Origin of the sequence: Leptospira alexanderi serovar Manhao 3 str. L 60 (assembly GCF_000243815.2) — a bacterium.
Lineage (GTDB): Bacteria > Spirochaetota > Leptospiria > Leptospirales > Leptospiraceae > Leptospira > Leptospira alexanderi.
Genome location: NZ_AHMT02000053.1, coordinates 22,501 through 42,933, shown reverse-complemented (window position 1 = coordinate 42,933; position 20,433 = coordinate 22,501). Strand labels below are relative to the sequence as shown.

Genomic DNA, 20,433 nt, shown 5'->3' with positions numbered 1-20,433 from the left:
TTTTTGAAGTATTCATTTTCGTATTCCCGACATTTTGCTTCTTTTGAAGTTTGTTTCCTTTGAAGTTTGTTTCCTTTGAAGTTTGTTTCCTTTGAAGTTTGTTTCCTTTGAAGTTTGTTTCCTTTGAAGTTTGTTTCCTTTGAAGTTTGTTTCCTTTGAAGTTTGTTTCCTTTGAAGTTTGTTTCCTTTGAAGTTTGTTTCCTTTGAAGTTTGTTTCCTTTGAAGTTTGTTTCCTTTGAAGTTTTTGTTTCCTTTGAAGTTTGTTTCCTTTGAAACTGATGAGAAAGAAGAAGTTTGTAAAGAAAAATATTTCCAATCCGGGAAAAACAGAATACATCAAATAAATTTAATACTTAAGCGGTCTATGAAGAGCATCGATTTCCGAATTTTATTTCCTTAAGTATCGAATCAAACGATTGAAAGCGGAAGAATTTTTAAAAGACGCATAACTTAAGAAATTATTCATTCTTTCTTAAAAATTTCTCACCATCCAAATTCCCGCAAAAGTGAAACCGATTCCACCGATTACACTTAAGAAGATATATCCGAAAAATAAAACATAATGACCGGATTTTAACAATTGAAAGGTTTCGTAAGAAAACGTTGAAAAGGTCGTAAAACCTCCACAGAGTCCGGAAGCAATTAAAAACTTCCACTGAGGATCTAAAACCGGGAACCGGTCAAAAAAGGCATATACGATCCCGATAACAAAGGAACCGAGTAAATTTGCAGTCAATGTCCCCCAAGGAAGGGCAAATCCAAGAACGCTTCCGAACCAATATTGCAACAGATAACGAAATACACTTCCGATCGCCCCTCCAAACCCAATCAAAAACAAATTACTTTCTAAATTCATAATATTCCTTTTTTATTAATTTTATCGATTCCTATATTTTTTCTTGGAATTGTGAAAGGCTTCGTTGAAAGGCTCCGGCTTTTCGGAGTCGACAGTTGTCGAAGAATTCACTTTCCATTTTTTATACTACTTTCTGATAACCCTTAAATTTTACTACTCGGAGGTATGAAAATGATACTCGAAAATAAGCGGTCGGTTTTGCAAAAGTACAACGGTTCTCAAAAATTAAGTCAAATCGGGAAATCTCGACTTTTTAGAGGAAGATTCCAACATTCTAATTTTCGAAATAGTTTATCATAGTATTTTATTCATGCGTCCGAGTAGTAAATAATGACAATTACTGATCTCTATATAAAGGAGTACCGCCAATTTTAGCACAAATCCCCGTTTAGATGTAGAATTTTGGACACTCTATTATGTAGGGATGAGTAAGAGGAAAAACTCCTCAGGTAATGATAACCGCAGTTTCCAGAGAACTATCCGGTTTTCTTTGGGCAGCGATGAACCTAGTAGCTTAGAGTTAGAATAATGTTTCATCAAATGGTTTTATTCGTTAGAGAAGATGTACGATAAAGGAGGAATACTTGTTGACTCAGTGTTGAAGCATTTCTGCTTTGCAGATTTGATCTACAACGCGCCCTATCTCGTGACCCATCGGGAACGAGATTTGAGTTTAGGAAGGGTAGTGCTGAGTTGTTTTAAGACTAAGAACAGCTCCCGATGTATAGATTATCCTGCGGTATCCAACCCGCAAATATCAGTCTGATCAATCGTCGCGAATGCTTTTCTCTAACGAGTTAAACTATTTGATGATAAAAATGCGAAAAAATATTTACTGCTCCGGTGGGGGCGCCATATCAGAGTCTGTCCTAAAATCCATCGAGCGCCAATAGAAGCAGACGCCTGAGTTTCACAAAAATGCAGGAATGTTTTAGATGTCAGAGCTTTAGTGGTTAGTGTAGTGTGTAAAGTCCTAAGCACTATGGTGACTAAACCCTCGTCACTAAAACGTGGGAACTTCTACATTTTATTACGAACTTACCAAAATGATCATAGCTGATTTATTTTGAATTTTAGGACAAGTTTAGAATCAAAATAGGCCGAACAAAAGGAAGGATATCACCGATCTTACATAAAGGAGTGACGTCAATTTTAACGCAAATCCCTGTTTAAAAGCAGAATCTTGGAACTCCATTGTATATAATACAATGTAAATCCGCATCACTATAACCATCAGAAACGGAGCAAAGTCTCTTATCAGATAGTATGAGAATACGAGAAAAAGCACCTCTGTTCAATACCGGAACTCCTCTCTCTATAGAATTCCCGCAAAAAGAATTGCAAACTCCCTGGCCTCTCAAAAATAGAAACCGGAATACCCAAAATCACTAAACAGCTGTTCAATTTAATCCCAAGAGAAAAATCGGCAGCGAGGTAATACAATGTCAAACGCCTATGTAATTGATGCGGTCAGAACCCCGAGAGGAAAAGGAAAAAAAAGAGGGGCACTGGCGAGCATTCACCCACAAGAACTCTCTGCCGCAACCTTAAATGCGATCCGAGAAAGAAACGGAATCAAGCCTGAAATCGTGGAAGAAGTCGTTATGGGATGCGTATCTCAAGTGGACGATCAAGCGGCTTGCATTGCACGTTATGCGGTCATGTCCGCACTCTGGCCGAACTCAGTCCCTGGTTATACTGTAAACCGTTTCTGCGGTTCCGGACTTCAAGCAGTCAACAATGCCGCTAACCACGTCCAATCCGGTTCCATGCAAATCGCCCTCGGCGGCGGCGTTGAATCAATGTCCCGCGTAAAGATGGGAGCCGATATGAATGGAAGAGACTTTAATATCGGAAATCCGAATATTCAAAAACACTATAATTTGGTGCCCCAAGGGATCTCTGCGGATTTGATCGCGACTAAGTTCGGGATTTCTCGTGAGGAAGCAGATCGTTTTGCGGAATCATCCCAGATCAAAGCGGACAAAGCAATCAAAGAAGGGTACTTCAAAAAATCCATCGTTCCGATTAAAATCGAGGATGGTACCATAGTCGATACGGATGAAAATCCGAGAATCGAATCCACTTTCGAATGGCTCTCCGATTTGGCTCCAGTTTTCAAAACGATCGGCGAAAAAGAATTGGATGCGATTGCGCTTAAATCCTATCCGGAAATTCCGAAGATCAATCATATACACACACTAGGGAACTCTTCCGGAATAGTAGACGGTGCGGCTTCGGTTCTTCTCGCTTCGGACGAAGGGATCAAAAAATACGGACTCAAACCTCGCGCGAAAATCGTTGCAATGGCTTCCACAGGTGAAGACCCTACAATCATGTTAACAGGACCGGTTTCCGCTTCTAAAAAAGCGTTAGCGATAGCCGGACTCAAGGCCGACGATATCGATCTTTGGGAAATCAACGAAGCGTTTGCTTCCGTAGTTCTTTACACTCAGAAATCGCTGGGCATTCCTCTGGAAAAAATCAACGTCAACGGAGGTTCCATTTCTCTCGGACATCCTCTTGGGGCAACCGGGGCGATTCTTCTCGGAACCGCGTTAGACGAGCTTGAAAGAAGACAGAAACGTTATGCGCTGATTACCCTTTGTATCGGAGGAGGAATGGGAATCGCGACCATCATAGAAAGAATGTAGATTTTTTTCTTTTTCATTCGGGCCGGGCCGATTTTCACTTTCGGCCCGAATCTTTCTCCCTTTCTTCGTTCTTATTTTTTATTCCCCACTTTTTTAGAGAAACAGAGCAATAGTCACTTCGGAAATTAACTCGCCTGATTTCGAGTTTATCAATAAAAATAGCCTTCGAAGTTTCTTATACGCAATTCCATTAAAATCTGCTTCTCTTTTACCCCATTTGGAACAAAAATCTTCAATTCTGTTATCATATTCAAATTCTTCGAAAAACAACCCGGATCGCATGGCACAAAATATGTTCCGAAAATCCCATTACCTCTTTTTAAAATCAAAATATAAAATAGGATTTTTCGGAATTACTCAAAAGATTGATAAAAAAAATTTCGTCGTAACAAAAACTCACAAATCCCAGGCCAGCACATAACGATTGTTAGAAAATGAGAAAAATTTTTTATCCCACTTTAAGAATTTTAGGAACTTTTCAGTCTTTTTACGAAATCCTGTTTGACACTAATCCATGAACTTCTAAAGTTTCATCCTGTGTCCGGGATTCGGAAACCGAATACAAAAGCGTCCGGAAACACAATTAAATTCTAATTGAATCGTGAGTTAAGGAGTTATCAATGATGCGTAATATGAGTAAGGTGTTGTTTGCCCTAGCTGTGGTGTTTTTTTCGGCTGCGAGTCTTAGTGCAAAATCGTACGCAATTGTAGGATTCGGGTTACAATTAGACCTGGGCCAATTAGGTGGAACAATCACTAAAGACGGTTTGGATGCTGCGACCTATTATGGTCCGGTTAGATCAACCGACACTTGTACCGTAAGTGCAAGTGAGCCTACTTGTGTTCAAAACCCTTCTAAACCTGCGGGTGAAGGAAATTACGTAGGGGTTGGACTAAGAAGAGGAATTGCGGCTGAAAACCGATTGATTACCCTTGATAGAACGACCGGTGGTATTATCAATGCAAGATCTACCAAAGGTGCAATGGTCGGAGGAAACCTAATGGTAGGCTACGAATCCGATTTTGGAAAATATTTCTTTTGGAGAGTTGCGGCAGAATACACACAGAAAATCGCTGGTGGTATCACAAAGGCTGACATTGCAGGCTTGAATATCGTCGACATGACTTGGGGATTTAGTGCTATCGTAATTCCGGCTACCGTAGGTATCAAATTGAATGTCACCGAAGATGCTGCAGTTTATATGGGTGCCGGTTTGAACTACTTCAACGGTGGATGGTCCTTGAATGGAATGAACAATATCAAAGGTGGTCATGATATTTTAGCTGCTGCTGGAGTTACAAGTATTGCAAACTTACTGGGCGATGGAACCGATCCAATTACCACTCGTGAACATATTCGATTCCGAGCTACTGGAATCGCTCCAAACTTCTTAATTGGAACTCAGGCGAGAGTAACCGACAAAGGCCACGTATTTTTAGAACTAGAAACGATTATGTCTGCCGCTTATGCGGTCGGTAAAACACAATCCGTAGGAGGGGCCTCGACTCTCGCTCCTTTTCCCACTTATCCGATCGTTGTCGGTGGGCAAATTTATAGATTTGGCTATAAACACGAACTCTAAAAAAAATAGAATTTATAAGATTCTATTTGTAAAAGGCTCTCTTTTTGAGAGCCTTTTTTATTTCCTACTTCTTTTTCTTTATTAAACCACAACAATGTAGGAACTACTACAATTTTAAACGACAGGAAAAACCGCACAAAAACGGTATAAACCGCCAATGTAACGGTTTCTGTGGGAACTCCCCGGCGACCTTTTTATTACGAATTTACTGAATTGATAGGAAGCTGATTTCTATTAGGCTTTGGAACACACTCTAAGTGAACGTGAATTCGGCGTAGATTCATTTTCCTGAAAAAAGTTGAACCTGAACTTTACTGATCTCTACACAAAGGAGACCGCTAATTTTAGCACAAATCTCCGTTTAGACGCAGAATTTTGGACACTCTATTATGTAGGGATGAGTAGTAAATCTATTTTTAAAATGTGGGAACTAACGCAAATCACGATTTTACGAACAAATTCTAAAATTGTAGTAATTCCTACTTTTAGGAAATTCTTTCTCATTTTCTCCACGAACCCACGTTAAAGTTAGGGCTCAAGAAAAATTATCCGTTATGCACGATTTACAACGAACAGAAATCCTTTTAAGCTCTTGGTATTTTAGGCATTTCTAACGGATGAGATTCCCCTTCGAGAGATTTCAGGAATTCTATCAGATCCTTTCTCTCTTCTTCCGTAATCGTCATAGGTCTTAAAAGCGGGTCTTCGATTGAATCCTTCGCCCCCCCGTTTACAAAATGATCCACTACGTCTTCCAACTTCGTGAATCCTCCGTTATGCATAAATTCGCTTTTCCTACTCACGTCTCTAAGACTCGGGGTTCTTACTTTTTGAATGACTCCGCTAAGACCGGTGGTATGTTTTTCAGAATCCGAAAAATTCGGCCCCTTGTGGCATTGGGAACATTTGGCCTTGTTCATAAACACGTCTAAACCCCGTTTCTGAGCCGGAGAAAGCGCAGACTCTTCCCCCATCACATAACGATCGAATCTAGAATTCTTGGATATGATCGTTCTTTCAAACGCGGAAATCGCTTTTACGATCCGGTCCATCGTAATTCCAGGAGAACCGAATACTTTTTCGAAAAGCTCCCTGTATTCCGAAACCTGATTGAGTCTCGCTACGATGGTCTTCTCGTTTTTGAGCATTACCGCCGTGTAAACCCTTTCCTTTACAATTTCTTCCAAATCTTTCGCCTGAGGATCAATGAACACATCCTTATACAAACCTACATTTGTAAGAGAAGAGGCCGGGGAATTGTGAATTTTACTTCTAGGTAAAGAATTTTTTTCCAAGTTTTGTATTTCCACCGAATGACAAATCGCACAATTTGTATCCCCATTGAGTGAAAGTCGTTTGTCAAAGTAGAGCAGTTTTCCTAACTCCACTTTATCCTTGTTGTAAGGGTTGTTATTGGGATGAATGATGTTCTTTATAACAAAACTTTCCAGTTCCGCTTTTTGAACTGGTTCTTTACAGTTAAAAAAAACGAGTAGAAAAAAAATAAAAAACAAAACGGACACAATCCTATACATATGGACCATCCTGGGTCAATGGTTCGAATGAGAGATCACACTGTCAATTCGAATTGAAAACAATTTTAATTACACATTCGGAAGCGAACTTCAAAAATAAATCTAACGTTTTCTAACGAAAACGGTGATAAGCATCAAATTTACAAAAAAGGGCGATTAGACAATTACACAAATAAATAAGAAATAATCGGACAAGTTTCAAAACTCTTGAAATCAGGAAAAAAATTTTCAAAAACGAACCGTCAAATCTCGCTTAGATTTTATTTGTTTTTGTTTTAGGAAATTCAGATTTTTGGATTGATACGTCTCATACAATGATCGCCGAAATCACTTGAAAATTTTGGACGCGAATAAAGGTAATTTATAACTTTCGTTTCAAAGACCCAAAGTCGTAATAAAAAAGGCGCTGACCAAGCGCCTTTTAATTCACTCGCGGTTTTCGAAAATTTTTTTCTAATCACCGTAACTTTTTAAACGCGTCCCGTCATGTAAGAACGCATTTTTGAAAATTCTAATATTCTTATTTAGCGGATGCCGCTTCACGAATCACGTAAGCCGCAATCTCGTTTTTCTGGATCTGAGTGGTTCCTTCGAAAATACAAAGGATTTTCGCATCTCTCATCAGTTTTTCGACAGGGTATTCTTTTGTATAACCGTATCCGCCGAAAATTTGAACCGCATCCAGAGCGCATTTCATCGCAGTCTCGGAAGCGTGAGCTTTTGCAATTGCGGAATACTTAGGAAGTCTCGGATCATCGGCGTCAGCCATCCTCGCCGCAAGATACGTAACTTGACGGGAAGTTTCCAAACCGATGGACATATCCGCAAGCATGTGCTGAACGGCTTGAAAGCTGGAGATCTTGGATCCAAATTGCTCTCTTTGCCTTGCATATTTGGAAGCGTAGTCAAGAGCCGCTTGAGCGACACCTACTCCCATCGCCGCAACGTACGGACGAGAAGCGTTTAGAGTTTGAAGCGCGTAAATAAATCCTAAGTTTTCTCTTCCGATCATGTTCGCTTCTTCCACGGCACAATCTTCAAAGATGATCTGACGAGTATCGGAAGCACGAATTCCGAGCTTATCTTCTTTTTTACCGACGGTTAGACCCGGAGTTTCTCTCTTCACATAGAAACAACTCACTCCTCTAGTCCCTCTTCCCTTATCGGTATAGGCAAATACAGTATAGGCACCGGCACTACCACCGCCAGTGATCCATTGTTTCGTTCCGTTGATGACCCACTTGTCGCCTTTTTTAACGGCAGTCGTACTCATACCCGGAACGTCGGATCCCGCACCCGGCTCGGAAAGACAGAAAGAGATTCCATACTCTCCATCTATGACCGGTTGTAACCACTTCTTCTTTTGTTCGTGAGAAGCTCCTTTCAAGATAGGAAGAATCCCAAGACCCGTATAACCAAAACAAAGAGAAATTCCGAGACATCCTCTGGAAAGTTCTTCGGTGACGAGACATTGTTCCACCGAACCGAGTCCCCAACCGCCGTATTCTTCGGGGATGGTCAAACCGTTGACTCCCAATTCTTTTCTCATACGATTAATGAGTTCTTCGGGATGTTTATTTTCTTCGTCCCAGTGGCTTGCAACTTCATGTGTGATTTCTTTTTTCACGAAATTGCGGATCTGGTCCCTGATTTCGAGCTGTTGTTCGGTAAATTCCTGGTACATCGGTTTTTCCCTTCTTACGAGAGTGTTCTGATCCTACTTTTTTTTTCTCCGTGATTAGATCAAACCAAAATACAAGGGAAAAAATTAGCGCTACGCTCGTTTTTTTCTTTTTTATTCATTTTACGTTTAAAGCTTTTTATCCAAAATTTATTCTCTTCAAAAATTGCCTTAAAATGTGCCATTCTTTTCAATTTTAAAGAACGAACGTTCTGTTTTTAGTGTATAGAGATTCGAATTCAAAATATATTTCTGTGTCCTAAAATGTCTCAAAACAAAATCAGATCACTTTTTCTCTCTTCATTGTTTCGATTTCTTCCAAAGTATATCCTAGAGATTGGTAAATCGACGTATTATGTTCCCCATGATTCGGAGGATCCAATCGATATGTAATCGGGGTTGCGGAAAACGGAAAAGGAGCTCCGAATTGAAAGTAATCACCATATTCGGGATGTTTTTTATCTAGAATCATTCCCCTTTCCCTTAAAACCGGATCCTTACTGACTTCTTCCATCGTCTTAACGGGAGTCAGACAAGAATCCTCGTTCTCAAATAGAAAGTTCAAATCTTCGAATGTCTTGGATGCGAAATAAGCGGTAAGAATTTCTTTCCACTTGGAAAAGTTTTTTTCTTCCGCTGGTAATTCTTCCAAATGTCTATCTAATCCCGACTGACGTAAAAAGGTTTTAAAAAACATATCTTCAAGTGCGCCTAACGCAACCCAACGTCCTTCCTTAGTTTGATATACATTATAATTCGGTAATTTACCGGATAGAAGTTCGTTTCCCCCTTCCGGATTTTTTCCGGTAGCCGCGAATATTCCCCCATACAAAGATAAAAACGGAAGGGAAGAATCCATCATAGAAATTGCGATCTTCTGTCCTTTCCCCGTCTTTTCCCTCGCATACAAGGCCGCCAAGATCGAAGCAAGAGCCGTCATCGTTCCTCCTCCTATATCCGCAAGCTGATAACCAGGAATCTGGGGAATTTTACCGGTCTGCGAAAGAACTCCCGAAAGTGAAAGATAGTTCACATCGTGTCCGGCAAAGTCCCTATATTTTCCTTCCGCTCCGTATCCGTAGATACCGCAGTAAATCAAACGCGGGAAACGCTCTTTCAGATCCTCGTAACCGAGCCCCATCTTGGCAAGTCCGTCCGGTCGAAAACCTTCCAAAAGTATATCAGCATCTTCTAATAGTTTAAAAAATATTTCCCTCGACTTTTCCTTTTTCAAGTTGAGAGTGATCGCTTTCTTATTTCGATTGAGCATCAAAAATAAGGAAGGGGCTCCATTCGCTTTTTTAAACATAACCCGGGTGGCATCCATCGCTCTCGGATTTTCAACCTTAATCACATCCGCTCCCATATCTCCCAAATACATGGAGCAAAGCGGACCCGGGAGCAATAAACTTAAATCGATTACCTTTACTCCGGAAAGTGGACCTCTGTTCATCGAATAAAACCTCTTCAAAAAGAATCTTTTCCCATAGAGAAAAAAAGAATAAATTGAGATACCTTTTTTTATTTCCATTTTTGAGAATCCCCAAAGTTCATAGCTTAGAGTTTTTGAGTTGCTAATTTTATTTTTTCGAAAATTCCATTTTGGTTTTTGGAAATTTTTTTATCGGATTTTTGTCGTCTTTTCATTTAGAAACATTATATTGTTATACCTTAATTCTAAGGAAAGGATCGCCGCATGTTTTATCGAGTTATAATTTTCATTCTGGCATTCGTTTCTTGTTCCCCCTCTTCCGTTTATAATCCGAGTATTTTTATGAGCCGGGCTTGGGTGGAAAACACGATCCTGGATTGTATTCTTAAAGAATGCTATCTTTGTAAACTTAAGGTTACAAACAACCCTGTGATAAGTTTATTTGCAGGAACGGGAATTAATGTGAGTATCGACGGAACGACTCAGACCGCTTCTTTCAATACTCCTTTTGGTTTGGAATTAGATACCTTCGGAAACATTTTCGTGAGCGATCAATCGGCGAATCTGATTCGTAAAATAGACCGCTTCGGCAATATAACCACTCTTTTCACAAGTCTAGTTTTGAGAGGTCCTTCCGGAATCAAATTCGATCCGATCACCGAAGATAAATACGTTTCCTGCAAAGAAAATGCCCAAATATTCAAGATCGATCATACGGACCAATTCTCCTTATATGCGGGGAATTCGGACATAGAAGGATTCCAAAACGGGGATAGGTTGAATTCTTTATTCAAAGGTCCGTTCTTTATGGACTTGGATCGGGAAAGGAATTTATATGTGGGAGAACTGGGCAACCACGCAATCCGAAAAATAAATTTAAATTCCGGAACCGTGAGCACACTTTCAGGCGGAGTTTCGGGTTATTTAGACGGGGATTTGGCTTCGGCACAATTCAAATCTCCATTAGGAATTACTTATGATCAAAAAACCGATAGTCTATTAGTCGCGGATCTTCAAAATCACAGAATTCGTAAGATTGATCTTAAAACTTCGACTGTTTCCACTTTTTTGGGGAACGGAATCGGAGCAAGTATAGATGGAAAAGGCCTAAACGCATCCTTTAACGGTCCCGCTTTTATTTCTTTCGACAACAGCGGTTATATGTTCGTATCGGATACAAACTCCAACAAAATCCGAATCGTCGACCCGGATCTAAACGTTTCCACGATTACCCATACGTTTGTCTCAATCGGCGTGGTCAAGATAGATTGTCTCAATCAAAGACTTCTTGTCGCGGACTTTGGAGCAAATCAAATCTTTCAGGTTCAGTTTGAATGAATCATGAGAAATCTTGGCCATCAACAACCTAAGGAGCACTCCAAAAATCAGATTAAGATTTTGTTTCGAACATATTTGCGGCGCAAAGCCAAACACCCGCAAGAATGAAAACAATTCCCACCCACTGAGGCCAGGTTAATCTTTCTTTAAACACAATGGAAGATACTATCAATACGATAATAAAACCCGCACTCGTAAAAACCGGATATGCAAGAGAAAGCTTTAATCCCTTTCCTAAAACGAAACGATATCCCAAAAGCGCTAAACCGAAAGAAGCCAATCCTCCGATAAAAATCGGATTGAAGACGACTTGCAGAATTGCTCGCAATCCCACCATTTTTTCAGAAACGTCATTTAAAGAACTAGCCTTAATGAGAATATTGGCAAGCGCGTTAAACGCAAGAGCGACGGTAAAAACGATAAGAACTTGTATCTGCATAAGGGCCCCGGTTTCAGCTTTACGAAAACCAGTCCATCGAAGGAGTTGGAAAGATCAAGGTCAAATCTTTCCATTATGTTCAGAAAAATATTTTCCTTTCAAGGACTCAATCTTTCTTATATCGACACAGGTTCGAATTCCAATTCAAAACAGACGATCGTTCTCTGTCATGCAAACGGATACAACGCTTTTACGTATAAATTTTACATTGAAGCTCTTTCTAAAACGCACCGCGTAATCGCTCTCGATTTTGCGGGTCATGGAGAATCCGATTCCACTCTCGAATTTAAAAACTGGTATTTCTTTAGAGATCAAGTCCTTAGATTGATAGAAACGGAAAATCTACAGAATATCATTGGCATCGGCCACTCCCTGGGAGGAGCGAGCCTTCTGCTCGCTTCGCATCACTCTCCCGAAAAGTTCGATAAGGTGATCGCACACGATCCGGTCGTATTAGATTTTTTGAAAGTAACTTACTCCCGACTTTTTCACAATCCTCTTGCCAAAATTGCCATCAAAAGAAGAAGGGAATTTAAAAATCTAGAAACCGTTTCCAAACTCTACAGAAGAACTCCTTCTTTTTTCAAGATGGATCCTGAAATTTACGACGATTACATCCGAAGTTGTTTTCGAATCGGAGAAAACGGAAAAGCCCTTTTACGTTGTCTGCCCGAAGTAGAAGCGAAAATTTTCGATTCGGTGAGTTATCGAAGTTTGTTTCAATTTGGAAAAATCAAGACGGAAACACATCTTACAATTCCCGATCCGCACGAAGTTTGTTCCCCAAAAAGCGCAAGAAGAATCAATTCGGGAAATAAAAAATCAACCTTAGAGATTTGGCCCGGAGCCTCTCATTTTTTTCCGTTTGAAGAAAAACAAAAAACCTTAGAAAGAATCCTACGAGTTCTATGAACGAGAAACACGAAAGAAAACGTCTTCATAAACAAAACTGAAAAAGCAGTCTGCGGACAAGTCATCGTTTTCGATTCAAGACCGATCGAAATGATTTTTCTCATCGTTTAAAAACGTAGGAATTCCTACATTGTACGGTTTTGGGACAAACTCAAAGATAAAGTCAAAATCGAAACACTGTAGTGTATTCTAAAATCTGAATATTTGATATGGATAATGTATTGCGGATTTGCTCACGGATTTCTTCCAGGGAAAGCGAAGTTCTCAAAATGCAGATACACGAAGTTTTTAGATTGTTGAGATAGGATTCCATTTTATTTTTTTGAGAAGGGATTGCGAAAATGATTTTTGAACCTGTCCCAAAGAAACTCAAACATCTCACTTCCTAAGGGCGTTCGATAGGACAGAACCCAGAACGCGACCCTTCGGGAGCGAGATTTGAGTTGAGGAAGCGTTCTGTTGAGTTTCTGCAGTTTGATCTTTCTGACAAAATAAGCTGGGGTTTTGGGCGCGCTGTTTATAGAAGCGTGAAGTTTCTCAATTTCTTTTTCACACTTGTGGGATAACGCTTCAAATGATTCGGATCCTGAGCAAGAAACAAAATTGCCGTCACAGTTCGAAAATTATGGACTGCTTCATCTCTGCAACGAAAAGTCTTCGGTCGGAAGATTTCTAAAAATGAAAAATCCTTATTGAAATTATCGTTTTACATTCTACTTGCCCTTAATTAGTATTGGTTTATCATTAGCAATAATAAGAAATGGTTCGCAATTTTCTCAAATCCGGATTTCTTGCGCTTTTCCTCGTTCTTTTTGTGGGAACGGAGTTTCATACCCACGCAGAAAAAGAGACTCGAACCCTTTCTCAATCATCTTACTCCGCATATCAGAATTCTAAACAGGCTCCCGCTTGTCCGATCTGTCAGTTCCAAAGAGAAACACATTCTATCTGGAATCCGGATTTCCTAACTCAGAATTCTTTTTCGATCTTTCAAAAAGAAAAATTAGTTCCTTCCAAAGTTCTTATCCCTCTTTCTAATTTCGTTCAAATTCAGCTCGGTCGAGCACCTCCTTTTTCAATCCCTATCTCTTAAATCATTCTTTTCTAATTTTATTTGATTGAATGGATTTTTTGTCCAGGAGGTTCGGCTTGAAAGAGCAAATACATTTGTATTTTAGAATATTCATATTTTCAATTTTTATTTCTCCAGTTCCCGTTTTCGCTTTAGACGTTGCACTAACCGGCGTCATCAAAAACAAAAACGGAAAACCGATTTCGAACGCGAAGGTTCTTATCCAAGAATCCAGAAAAAGTGCGGTTACGGACGAAAAGGGCGAGTTCGTTTTAGACCACGTCCCTCCGGGAAAATACGTTCTGACCGCGAGCGCAAGAGGTTATCAATCCGAAACTCTTTCGGTTACGATCGGAGAAAAAGACCAAAAAGCCCAATTCGTTCTCCTCGAAAGTTCTTTGGACGGTTCCGCAATCAATGTCACTGCAAAATCCACAATTTCGGACTTTCTAACCTCTCCGCAACCGATTACGGTTTTGTCGGGCAGACAACTCGATCGTCAAAGAGGAGAGACGGCAATGTCAGCGATCAACAATACTCCCGGAGTTTCCAACTTAACCACGGGGGCCGGAACTTCAAAACCGATCATCCGAGGTTTGACAGGGCAAAGAGTCCTCGTAATGACCGACGGAATCCGCCAGGAAGAACAACAATTCGGAGACGATCACACGACAGAATTAGATTCTTTTAATATTCAAAAAATTGAAATAATTCGAGGTCCGGGAAGTTTACTCTACGGTTCGGACGCTCTCGCCGGAGTAGTCAACGTGATCCGAGACAAAGCTCCCCGTTCGGGAGAAGGTGTCCCCAAAATGGCAGGAATTTTCAATTCCAACAGCTATTCGAACAACAAGCAAGACGCGGGAAATTTTGCGATATACGGCAACATGGACGGGTTCGGTTACCGAGCCAGTGCAAATACGAGGAAAGCGGGAAGAATTACGACTCCGAACGGAACGATGCCCAACACTGGTATGATTGAAAAAAATCAAAATGCATCGGTCGGCTTAGACGGAAAATGGGGAAATTTTTATCTGGATTCTTTCCGAAGAGAACAAACTCAGGATCTATTGGACAATCCGAACGAAAATCCGGGTTCAACGGTTTATCAAAAACTTCTTCACGAGAAATCTCATTTTCATTCTTTTCTTATTTTTCCCGCTGGAAATCTGGAACTCGATTTTTCCTATCAAAGGAACAATCGAAGAGAAATCGAGTCCAAAAATAAACTCTTTCCCATCAAAGACGTTCTTCGGGACGAAAACGTAGACATCTTCGACAAATCATTTCAGTTCTATCAAGCTACTTACAAGGCGAAACGCCAAGGTCTGAATCTTTTTTTAGATACGGCGACCGCAGACGCGAAGTTTCATCACAAACCTATATTCAATCTTTTGCAAGGAACCTTAGGCGTTTCCGGTTTGGAACAAAGAAACAGAACGATCGGAACCGAACCTTTGATTCCCTCCTATGGAATTGTAAACATAGCCGGTTATTTTTTGGAAGAACTCAAACTCGGCTCCTTGATTCTGAGTGCGGGAGTTCGAGGCGATAAAAGGTCCGCGGACATCAAAAACAACACGACCTTGAATATCACGGAACAAACCAAAAATTATTATGCGACAACAAACTCAACGGGTCTCGTTTGGAGAATCAATAAATCTTTTTCCACAATTTTAAACTATGGACGCGGATTTAGAGCGCCTACCCCGTTCGAACTTTTTTCCAACGGAGTTCATGAAGGCACGGGAAAATTCGAAATAGGAAAAGACATTCTTAAACCAGAATATTCAAATAACCTGGACTTTTCCATTAGATATGCCTCCTCCAGGATTCAAATGGAGGTCAGCGTATTTCAAAATCACATTCAAAATTTCATATATGCCGCAAGCATTGCGGAAATCGATCCCGACTCCGGTCTGCCTAAATACAGATACAAACAGGGAAACGCCGTTTTAAAAGGAGGGGAATTTTCCATCCAAGCCGAACTCACTAGCAAATTAGTTTTTTCCGGCGGAATCGACATTGTTTATGCAAGAAACCAGAACGACACCAACCCCCTTCCGCGAACAACTCCAAATCGGGCACGCGCGGGCCTTCGATGGACGGAAAGTTCCATTCTGGGGCTAAAAGATTTCTATTTTTCCATCAACGGAAAATTTTACGATTCTCAGTATAGAGTCGATCCCAAGGAAACTCCAACCAAAGGTTACAATCTTACGGACATAGGGCTCGGTTTCGAACTTCCTTATTTAGGAGATGGAACATCCCAGCCCTCAGTGGATCTGAGCGTTCAAAACATATTCAATGTTTCTTATGCGGATCATCTCAGTAGATACAAGGACTATGCTCTCAATCCGGGTGTGAATGCGATTCTCAAAATCTCATTCCCGTTCACGGTCGTTCCATAGGAGGTCACATGAAAAAGTATATTCTCATTTTATTAATAATTCCGATTTTGTTTTGCCAAAAGGACAAACGAGAACACGACAAGGACCAACTCATTCGTTTACTTGCCGGCACGTTTAACGAAACTCTTTCGGATTGTATCTATTGCACCGACACTCAGGCCTTCCGTGGAAACTGTTCCTGTTTTACAAACATTCCGGTTTGGAGTTGCCAAGGTTATTCCGCAGGGCGTCAAAAATCGAATTCGGTGAAAATATCCTGCGAGGATTTGACTTCGGAAGGAATTTGGTCCGAAGACCCGGAAAACAAGGGAGCAAAGTCTTGTTCTTACTTAACCTGTCCACCGGAAGCATATAGAGCCGCGTTCACTCCGGACGGTATTTGATTTTTCAAAGAAGATTTTAATTTTTGGATTGTTTTCAAAAAACGACGCTTGAAGAAACAATCAAAGACGTATGTCTACCAAAACTTTGGGGTTCGACTTGACGGATCTTTTTGGGGAATCGTTCCTATTCAAATGAAAACCGATTTACAATTTCAGCCTCGCTGAAGGAATGAAGTTTAGAATTTGGAAACGAATCCAAATTTGAAACGAAACGGAGCCGCACGTAAATTTACAAATCGCCGGTCCTTTCAAAAGAAGGAGAACGGAATTCTTAGTCCGATAACACATGTCCACGATTTTATTTTCGATTTCAAAACTTGCGACTCTTATCTTATTTCCTTTGCCTTTAGTTCTTCTCTTACTTTTATTTGCCGGCGCAAAACTCAAAAAATGGAAAGAAAAATTTTCCGTTTGGGTACCGGTTTTAATCCTTTGGCTTTTATCCACGAGTAATGTTTCTCAAAAATTGATTCAATCTTTGGAAATCTATTACCCGCCACTCCCTCTCGAACAAGTTCCCCAGGCTAACGTCATACTCGTATTAGGTGGAATGGTTTCGACCTTGAGCATCCACGACGAACCGGTCGATCTCTCCAACAGTGCCGAAAGACTTACGGAAACGGTAAGACTTTATAGAGCCAAGAAGGCGCCTAAAATTTTATTCTCCGGAGGTTCCGGAAATCTTTTGTATCAGACGGTTCCGGAGTCCGAACCCGCGGGAAGGTTCTTAAGACAGATGGGCATACCCGATTCTTCCCTGATCTTAGAATCCAAAAGCAGAAACACTCTAGAGAATAAAAACTTCGCAGTGGAGCTACTCAAGGAACACGGATGGACTTCGGTGATCTTAGTGACTTCTTCTTTTCACATGAAGAGATCCGTCGAGATTTTTCAAGAAAAAGGAATCACGATCATTCCCTTTCCCACCGACTTCCGCACTCAAAAGTCTGTTTTAACCTTGGATAATTTTTTTCCTTCCACAGGATGTCTCGAAAATTCTACGATCTCGATCAAAGAGTGGATCGGGATTCTCGTCCATAAGATCCGAAATTCATGAATCCCAATTGGAACGAAAGAAAACGAGGATATTTCCACTTTTCTCCCTCCATCCGTTCCGATTTTATGGTCTAAAACGAAAACAGTCGGAACTTTTACGATGAACATCAAATTTACGGTCCTCGCAGGGATCATTCTTCTGTCCCTCGGCTCCATCGCGTATTTCTCCTCCAAGGAAACATCCTATACTCTTCTCGACGCTTCGGAGCTCGCGGCATCTCCGGCTAAATATCAAGACGATCTTTTAAGAGTCAGAGGTTTTGTGAAATTGGGTTCCGTGGTTCGTGAAGGCAAGACCGCGAGGTTCATATTAGAATTCAACGAAAAACAAATCCCTGTTTTTTTTACGGGAGAAACTCTTCTTCCGGACGCTTTCAAAGAAGGTACTCGTGCGAGAGTAGACGGTTATATAAAAGACGGAGTGTTAGTTTCGGATCACGTAGAAGCGAAATGCGCCTCCAAATATGAAGCCGATTATTCGGAAGAAAACAAATAAAAGGATCAAAGACTTTCGTATGAACGATTTCGGCGCACTTTGCATCATCACCTCCTTTGCAATTCTTCTTTTTTCGATCGTCCAGACTTCTTACGGCATTTGGAAACAAGACAAACAAGCAATCGAATTAGGAAGATATACCCTAATGGCAAACACAGCGGTTATCCTTCTTGCTTTTATCGTTCTGCTTGTTCAGCTTTTCAGAACCGATCTCTCGAACCATTACGTGGTGATGCATTCGAACGAACACCTTCCCTTATTTTACAGACTTACCGGAATCTGGTCCGGATCTTCAGGCTCTCTTCTCTTTTGGAATCTTTTACTTTCCGTTTTTACGTTTATCGTCCTTTGGCAAACTAGAGAGCTCGTTCAGGATCGAATCCCAATCATGAATCTCACGTTAGCCGTCATTTCAGCTTTTTTTTCCTATCTCGCCGTATTTTATCCGGACGCACAACCGTTTCGAGAATTTCAACCGGCCGCCGTCGCGGGAAGAGGCCTAAATCCGCTTCTGCAACACTGGGCGATGGTGATCCATCCTCCGATTTTATACATAGGTTATGTGAGTTTTGCGATTCCGTTCGCGATCGCTGTCTCCGCCCTGCTTACGGGACATCTTTCCGAAAACTGGTTTCGTTTTGTAAGAAGATGGACGATCTTCTCTTGGTTCTTTTTGGGAACCGGAATTCTTCTCGGTTCCAAATGGGCTTATGAAGAATTGGGCTGGGGAGGTTATTGGGCTTGGGATCCGGTGGAAAACGCGTCTCTGATGCCTTGGCTTTTATCGACCGCATTTCTTCATTCCATGATCATCCAGGAAAGAAGAGGAATGTTAAAGTTTTGGAATATGCTTTTGATCATCCTCGCTTTCCATTTCTGCTTATTGGGAACTTGGATCACTCGAAGCGGTGTTCTCGAAGGACCTCATAGTTTTTCAAAGTCCACAATCGGAACTCCGTTTATCATTTATATCGGAGTCAGTTTCTTATTTTTTTTAGGGTTTTTGATTTATAGAAGGGATTCTCTCAAACCCGAACGCAATCTCGAAGCGATGACTTCCAAAGAAGGAAGTTTTCTTTTTAACAACTTCCTCCTCGTAATCGCAACTCTTGCGATTCTCCTCGGAGTTTTTTCACCTCTTCTTTACGGAAGAGAATTCAAAGCTCCCTGGTTCAATTCTTGGGGAGTTCCTGCGGGAATTCTTTTAATGCTTTTGATGGGTTCGGCTCCTCTTCTGGCTTGGAGAAAGGGGGCGGATAGGATTTTCTTTTCCACCCTTTTCAAGCCGTTGTTAGTCGGATTTGCCGGAGCGGGCGTTTATATTCTTTTTTATAAGCAGAATTTTACAATCAGCGATTACAGTCTTGGGGACGTTTTAGGCGAAGCGTATTCCGTGATCGCGGTCGGTCTCGGAATTTTTACGATCGCCGGAATCCTTCAAGAATATCACAGAGGTATCCTCGCGAGAAAAGTTTCGTATCCCGAAGAAAATTATTTCTTTGCCGGTTTCAGAATGCTTTTGAAAAACAAAAGAAGATACGGTGGTTATCTTGTTCATTTGGCAATGGTGATTCTTTTTATAGGATTTGCCGGGAATGCGTTCAAACAAAATACTTCCATTAAGTTTTTCTATTTTTTAAACGCTCCCGAAAATAACGAAATCGTCTATTCCAGCCAGGATACGGGGGTTTTAGGAAACTATCAGATCTCCGCGGACACGCTCAAAATCAAACCCCTCGTAAACGGGGACGCGAAAAACGGACTGAACATACAGAACGTAATCGTTTCTCACGAAGCGACTTTTCAGGTTAAACGTCATCTGAAAGAATTCTCCACAATGGTAACCGAAAGAAGATTTTATCCTCAGATCTCTCACTTAAGCGGAGAATTTGAAACTCATATTCCGACAAGCGAGCCCTCGATCACTTCCACTCCGAAAGAGGATTTATACATTCAGTTGGGTGCCGTGGAACATTCCGATCTTTCGGATGAAAATCCAGATCTCCCTCTTCTTTTTATGAACTATCTTTTTACGAACGAAAATCAACCCGTTCGCAAATTGGAAAATTTTAATCGATTTCCGAGACAAATCGTCGCCAATCTCGAAGTCTGGATAAACCCCCTCGTGAAATTCATCTGGGCGGGGTCATTGCTCTTTTTCTTTTCGGGGCTTTTGATTCTTCTTCCGATCGGAGAATCCAGATCATGAAAAAAGAACTTTACAAAATTCTAATTCTCTTAACGTTTTTATTCGCTTGCGCTCTTGGTTCGTCTTTGTCTGCCGATTCCACTTTCACAAATCTGACGGAACCGGATCAGATCCGTATTTTCCACGAGGTTACGTCCAAAATCAGATGTATCTGTATTCCCTCGATCACAATCAAAAGTTGTTCCTTTAACAATTGTACAGTTTCCGCAAAACTAAAACTTTTTATAGAAAACCGGATTCAAAAAGGAGAAAGTGCGGAAGTTATCGTGAACAAAATGATTCACGGTTTTGGAGAGGAGGCTCTAAACGATCCCGTGATCCAAAAGTTCGTGGAGTCGGGTAACACGGGAATGGCGAACTCGGTCGTTTTCGGATT

General features: G+C 40.9%; 17 protein-coding genes (1 of these 17 only partly in view). 11 read left to right on the top strand and 6 right to left on the bottom strand.

Annotated features, from left to right (window positions below):
• Positions 1–472: 472 nt before the first annotated feature.
• Positions 473–856: a fluoride efflux transporter CrcB gene (gene crcB, locus LEP1GSC062_RS18040; protein ID WP_010576642.1), complete on the bottom strand. Its 384-nt coding sequence runs from the start codon at positions 854–856 to the stop codon at positions 473–475.
• Positions 857–2,113: 1,257 nt separating this feature from the next.
• Positions 2,114–2,305 carry a hypothetical protein gene (locus tag LEP1GSC062_RS25655; RefSeq protein WP_078123604.1) on the bottom strand — a complete coding sequence of 64 codons (192 nt, stop codon included), beginning with the start codon at positions 2,303–2,305 and terminating at the stop codon, positions 2,114–2,116.
• On the opposite strand from LEP1GSC062_RS25655, the gene LEP1GSC062_RS18035 reads away from it, so the two are divergent.
• Together LEP1GSC062_RS18035 and LEP1GSC062_RS18025 are read left to right on the top strand one after the other, a co-directional pair.
• Positions 2,299–3,510: an acetyl-CoA C-acetyltransferase gene (locus tag LEP1GSC062_RS18035; RefSeq protein ID WP_020985122.1), complete on the top strand. Its 1,212-nt coding sequence runs from the start codon at positions 2,299–2,301 to the stop codon at positions 3,508–3,510. The genes LEP1GSC062_RS25655 and LEP1GSC062_RS18035 overlap by 7 nt on opposite strands.
• Before the next feature lie 620 nt (positions 3,511–4,130).
• Complete coding sequence (locus tag LEP1GSC062_RS18025; protein WP_010576639.1) at positions 4,131–5,093, top strand: porin OmpL1; 963 nt, start codon at positions 4,131–4,133, stop codon at positions 5,091–5,093.
• A 584-nt stretch (positions 5,094–5,677) separates the two neighbouring features.
• On the opposite strand, the gene LEP1GSC062_RS18020 is transcribed toward LEP1GSC062_RS18025, so the two are convergent.
• The 3 genes from LEP1GSC062_RS18020 to LEP1GSC062_RS18010 form a co-directional block, all read right to left on the bottom strand.
• Entirely contained in the window at positions 5,678–6,628 is a 951-nt protein-coding gene (locus tag LEP1GSC062_RS18020; protein ID WP_020985026.1) for a cytochrome-c peroxidase, read from the bottom strand.
• 520 nt (positions 6,629–7,148) lie between these two features.
• On the bottom strand, positions 7,149–8,312 hold the full coding sequence (locus LEP1GSC062_RS18015) for an acyl-CoA dehydrogenase family protein (protein WP_010576637.1): 1,164 nt from the start codon (positions 8,310–8,312) through the stop codon (positions 7,149–7,151).
• A 277-nt stretch (positions 8,313–8,589) separates the two neighbouring features.
• On the bottom strand, positions 8,590–9,762 hold the full coding sequence (locus tag LEP1GSC062_RS18010) for a CaiB/BaiF CoA transferase family protein (protein ID WP_039942672.1): 1,173 nt from the start codon (positions 9,760–9,762) through the stop codon (positions 8,590–8,592).
• A gap of 243 nt (positions 9,763–10,005) precedes the next feature.
• On the opposite strand from LEP1GSC062_RS18010, the gene LEP1GSC062_RS18005 reads away from it, so the two are divergent.
• Positions 10,006–11,079 (top strand): NHL repeat-containing protein, encoded by a 1,074-nt coding sequence (locus tag LEP1GSC062_RS18005; RefSeq protein WP_010576636.1) that lies wholly within the window; start codon positions 10,006–10,008, stop codon positions 11,077–11,079.
• Positions 11,080–11,131: 52 nt separating this feature from the next.
• On the opposite strand, the gene LEP1GSC062_RS18000 is transcribed toward LEP1GSC062_RS18005, so the two are convergent.
• Positions 11,132–11,518: a DMT family transporter gene (locus LEP1GSC062_RS18000; RefSeq protein WP_010576635.1), complete on the bottom strand. Its 387-nt coding sequence runs from the start codon at positions 11,516–11,518 to the stop codon at positions 11,132–11,134.
• 75 nt (positions 11,519–11,593) lie between these two features.
• On the opposite strand from LEP1GSC062_RS18000, the gene LEP1GSC062_RS17995 reads away from it, so the two are divergent.
• The 8 genes from LEP1GSC062_RS17995 to LEP1GSC062_RS17955 form a co-directional block, all read left to right on the top strand.
• Positions 11,594–12,430 carry an alpha/beta fold hydrolase gene (locus tag LEP1GSC062_RS17995; RefSeq protein WP_020985124.1) on the top strand — a complete coding sequence of 279 codons (837 nt, stop codon included), beginning with the start codon at positions 11,594–11,596 and terminating at the stop codon, positions 12,428–12,430.
• Between the two features lie 760 nt (positions 12,431–13,190).
• Positions 13,191–13,523 (top strand): LIC10965 family protein, encoded by a 333-nt coding sequence (locus LEP1GSC062_RS17985; RefSeq protein ID WP_010576632.1) that lies wholly within the window; start codon positions 13,191–13,193, stop codon positions 13,521–13,523.
• Between the two features lie 56 nt (positions 13,524–13,579).
• On the top strand, positions 13,580–15,913 hold the full coding sequence (locus LEP1GSC062_RS17980) for a TonB-dependent receptor (protein ID WP_020985107.1): 2,334 nt from the start codon (positions 13,580–13,582) through the stop codon (positions 15,911–15,913).
• 8 nt (positions 15,914–15,921) lie between these two features.
• The gene (locus tag LEP1GSC062_RS17975) at positions 15,922–16,296 is read left to right on the top strand and encodes a hypothetical protein (protein ID WP_010576630.1); all 375 of its coding nucleotides are present in this window, start codon (positions 15,922–15,924) and stop codon (positions 16,294–16,296) included.
• 286 nt (positions 16,297–16,582) lie between these two features.
• The gene (locus tag LEP1GSC062_RS17970) at positions 16,583–17,353 is read left to right on the top strand and encodes a YdcF family protein (protein WP_010576629.1); all 771 of its coding nucleotides are present in this window, start codon (positions 16,583–16,585) and stop codon (positions 17,351–17,353) included.
• Positions 17,354–17,452: 99 nt separating this feature from the next.
• Positions 17,453–17,848, top strand: coding sequence for a cytochrome c maturation protein CcmE domain-containing protein (locus tag LEP1GSC062_RS17965; protein ID WP_020985063.1), 396 nt, complete (start codon positions 17,453–17,455; stop codon positions 17,846–17,848).
• Positions 17,849–17,867: 19 nt separating this feature from the next.
• The gene (locus LEP1GSC062_RS17960) at positions 17,868–20,057 is read left to right on the top strand and encodes a heme lyase CcmF/NrfE family subunit (protein ID WP_020985109.1); all 2,190 of its coding nucleotides are present in this window, start codon (positions 17,868–17,870) and stop codon (positions 20,055–20,057) included.
• Positions 20,054–20,433, top strand: the 5' portion of a protein-coding gene (locus tag LEP1GSC062_RS17955) for a cytochrome c-type biogenesis protein CcmH (protein ID WP_010576627.1). 208 nt of this gene lie beyond the right edge of the window; only the first 380 of its 588 coding nucleotides appear in the window; its start codon is at positions 20,054–20,056; its stop codon lies beyond the right edge, outside the window. The genes LEP1GSC062_RS17960 and LEP1GSC062_RS17955 overlap by 4 nt, the downstream gene beginning before the upstream one ends.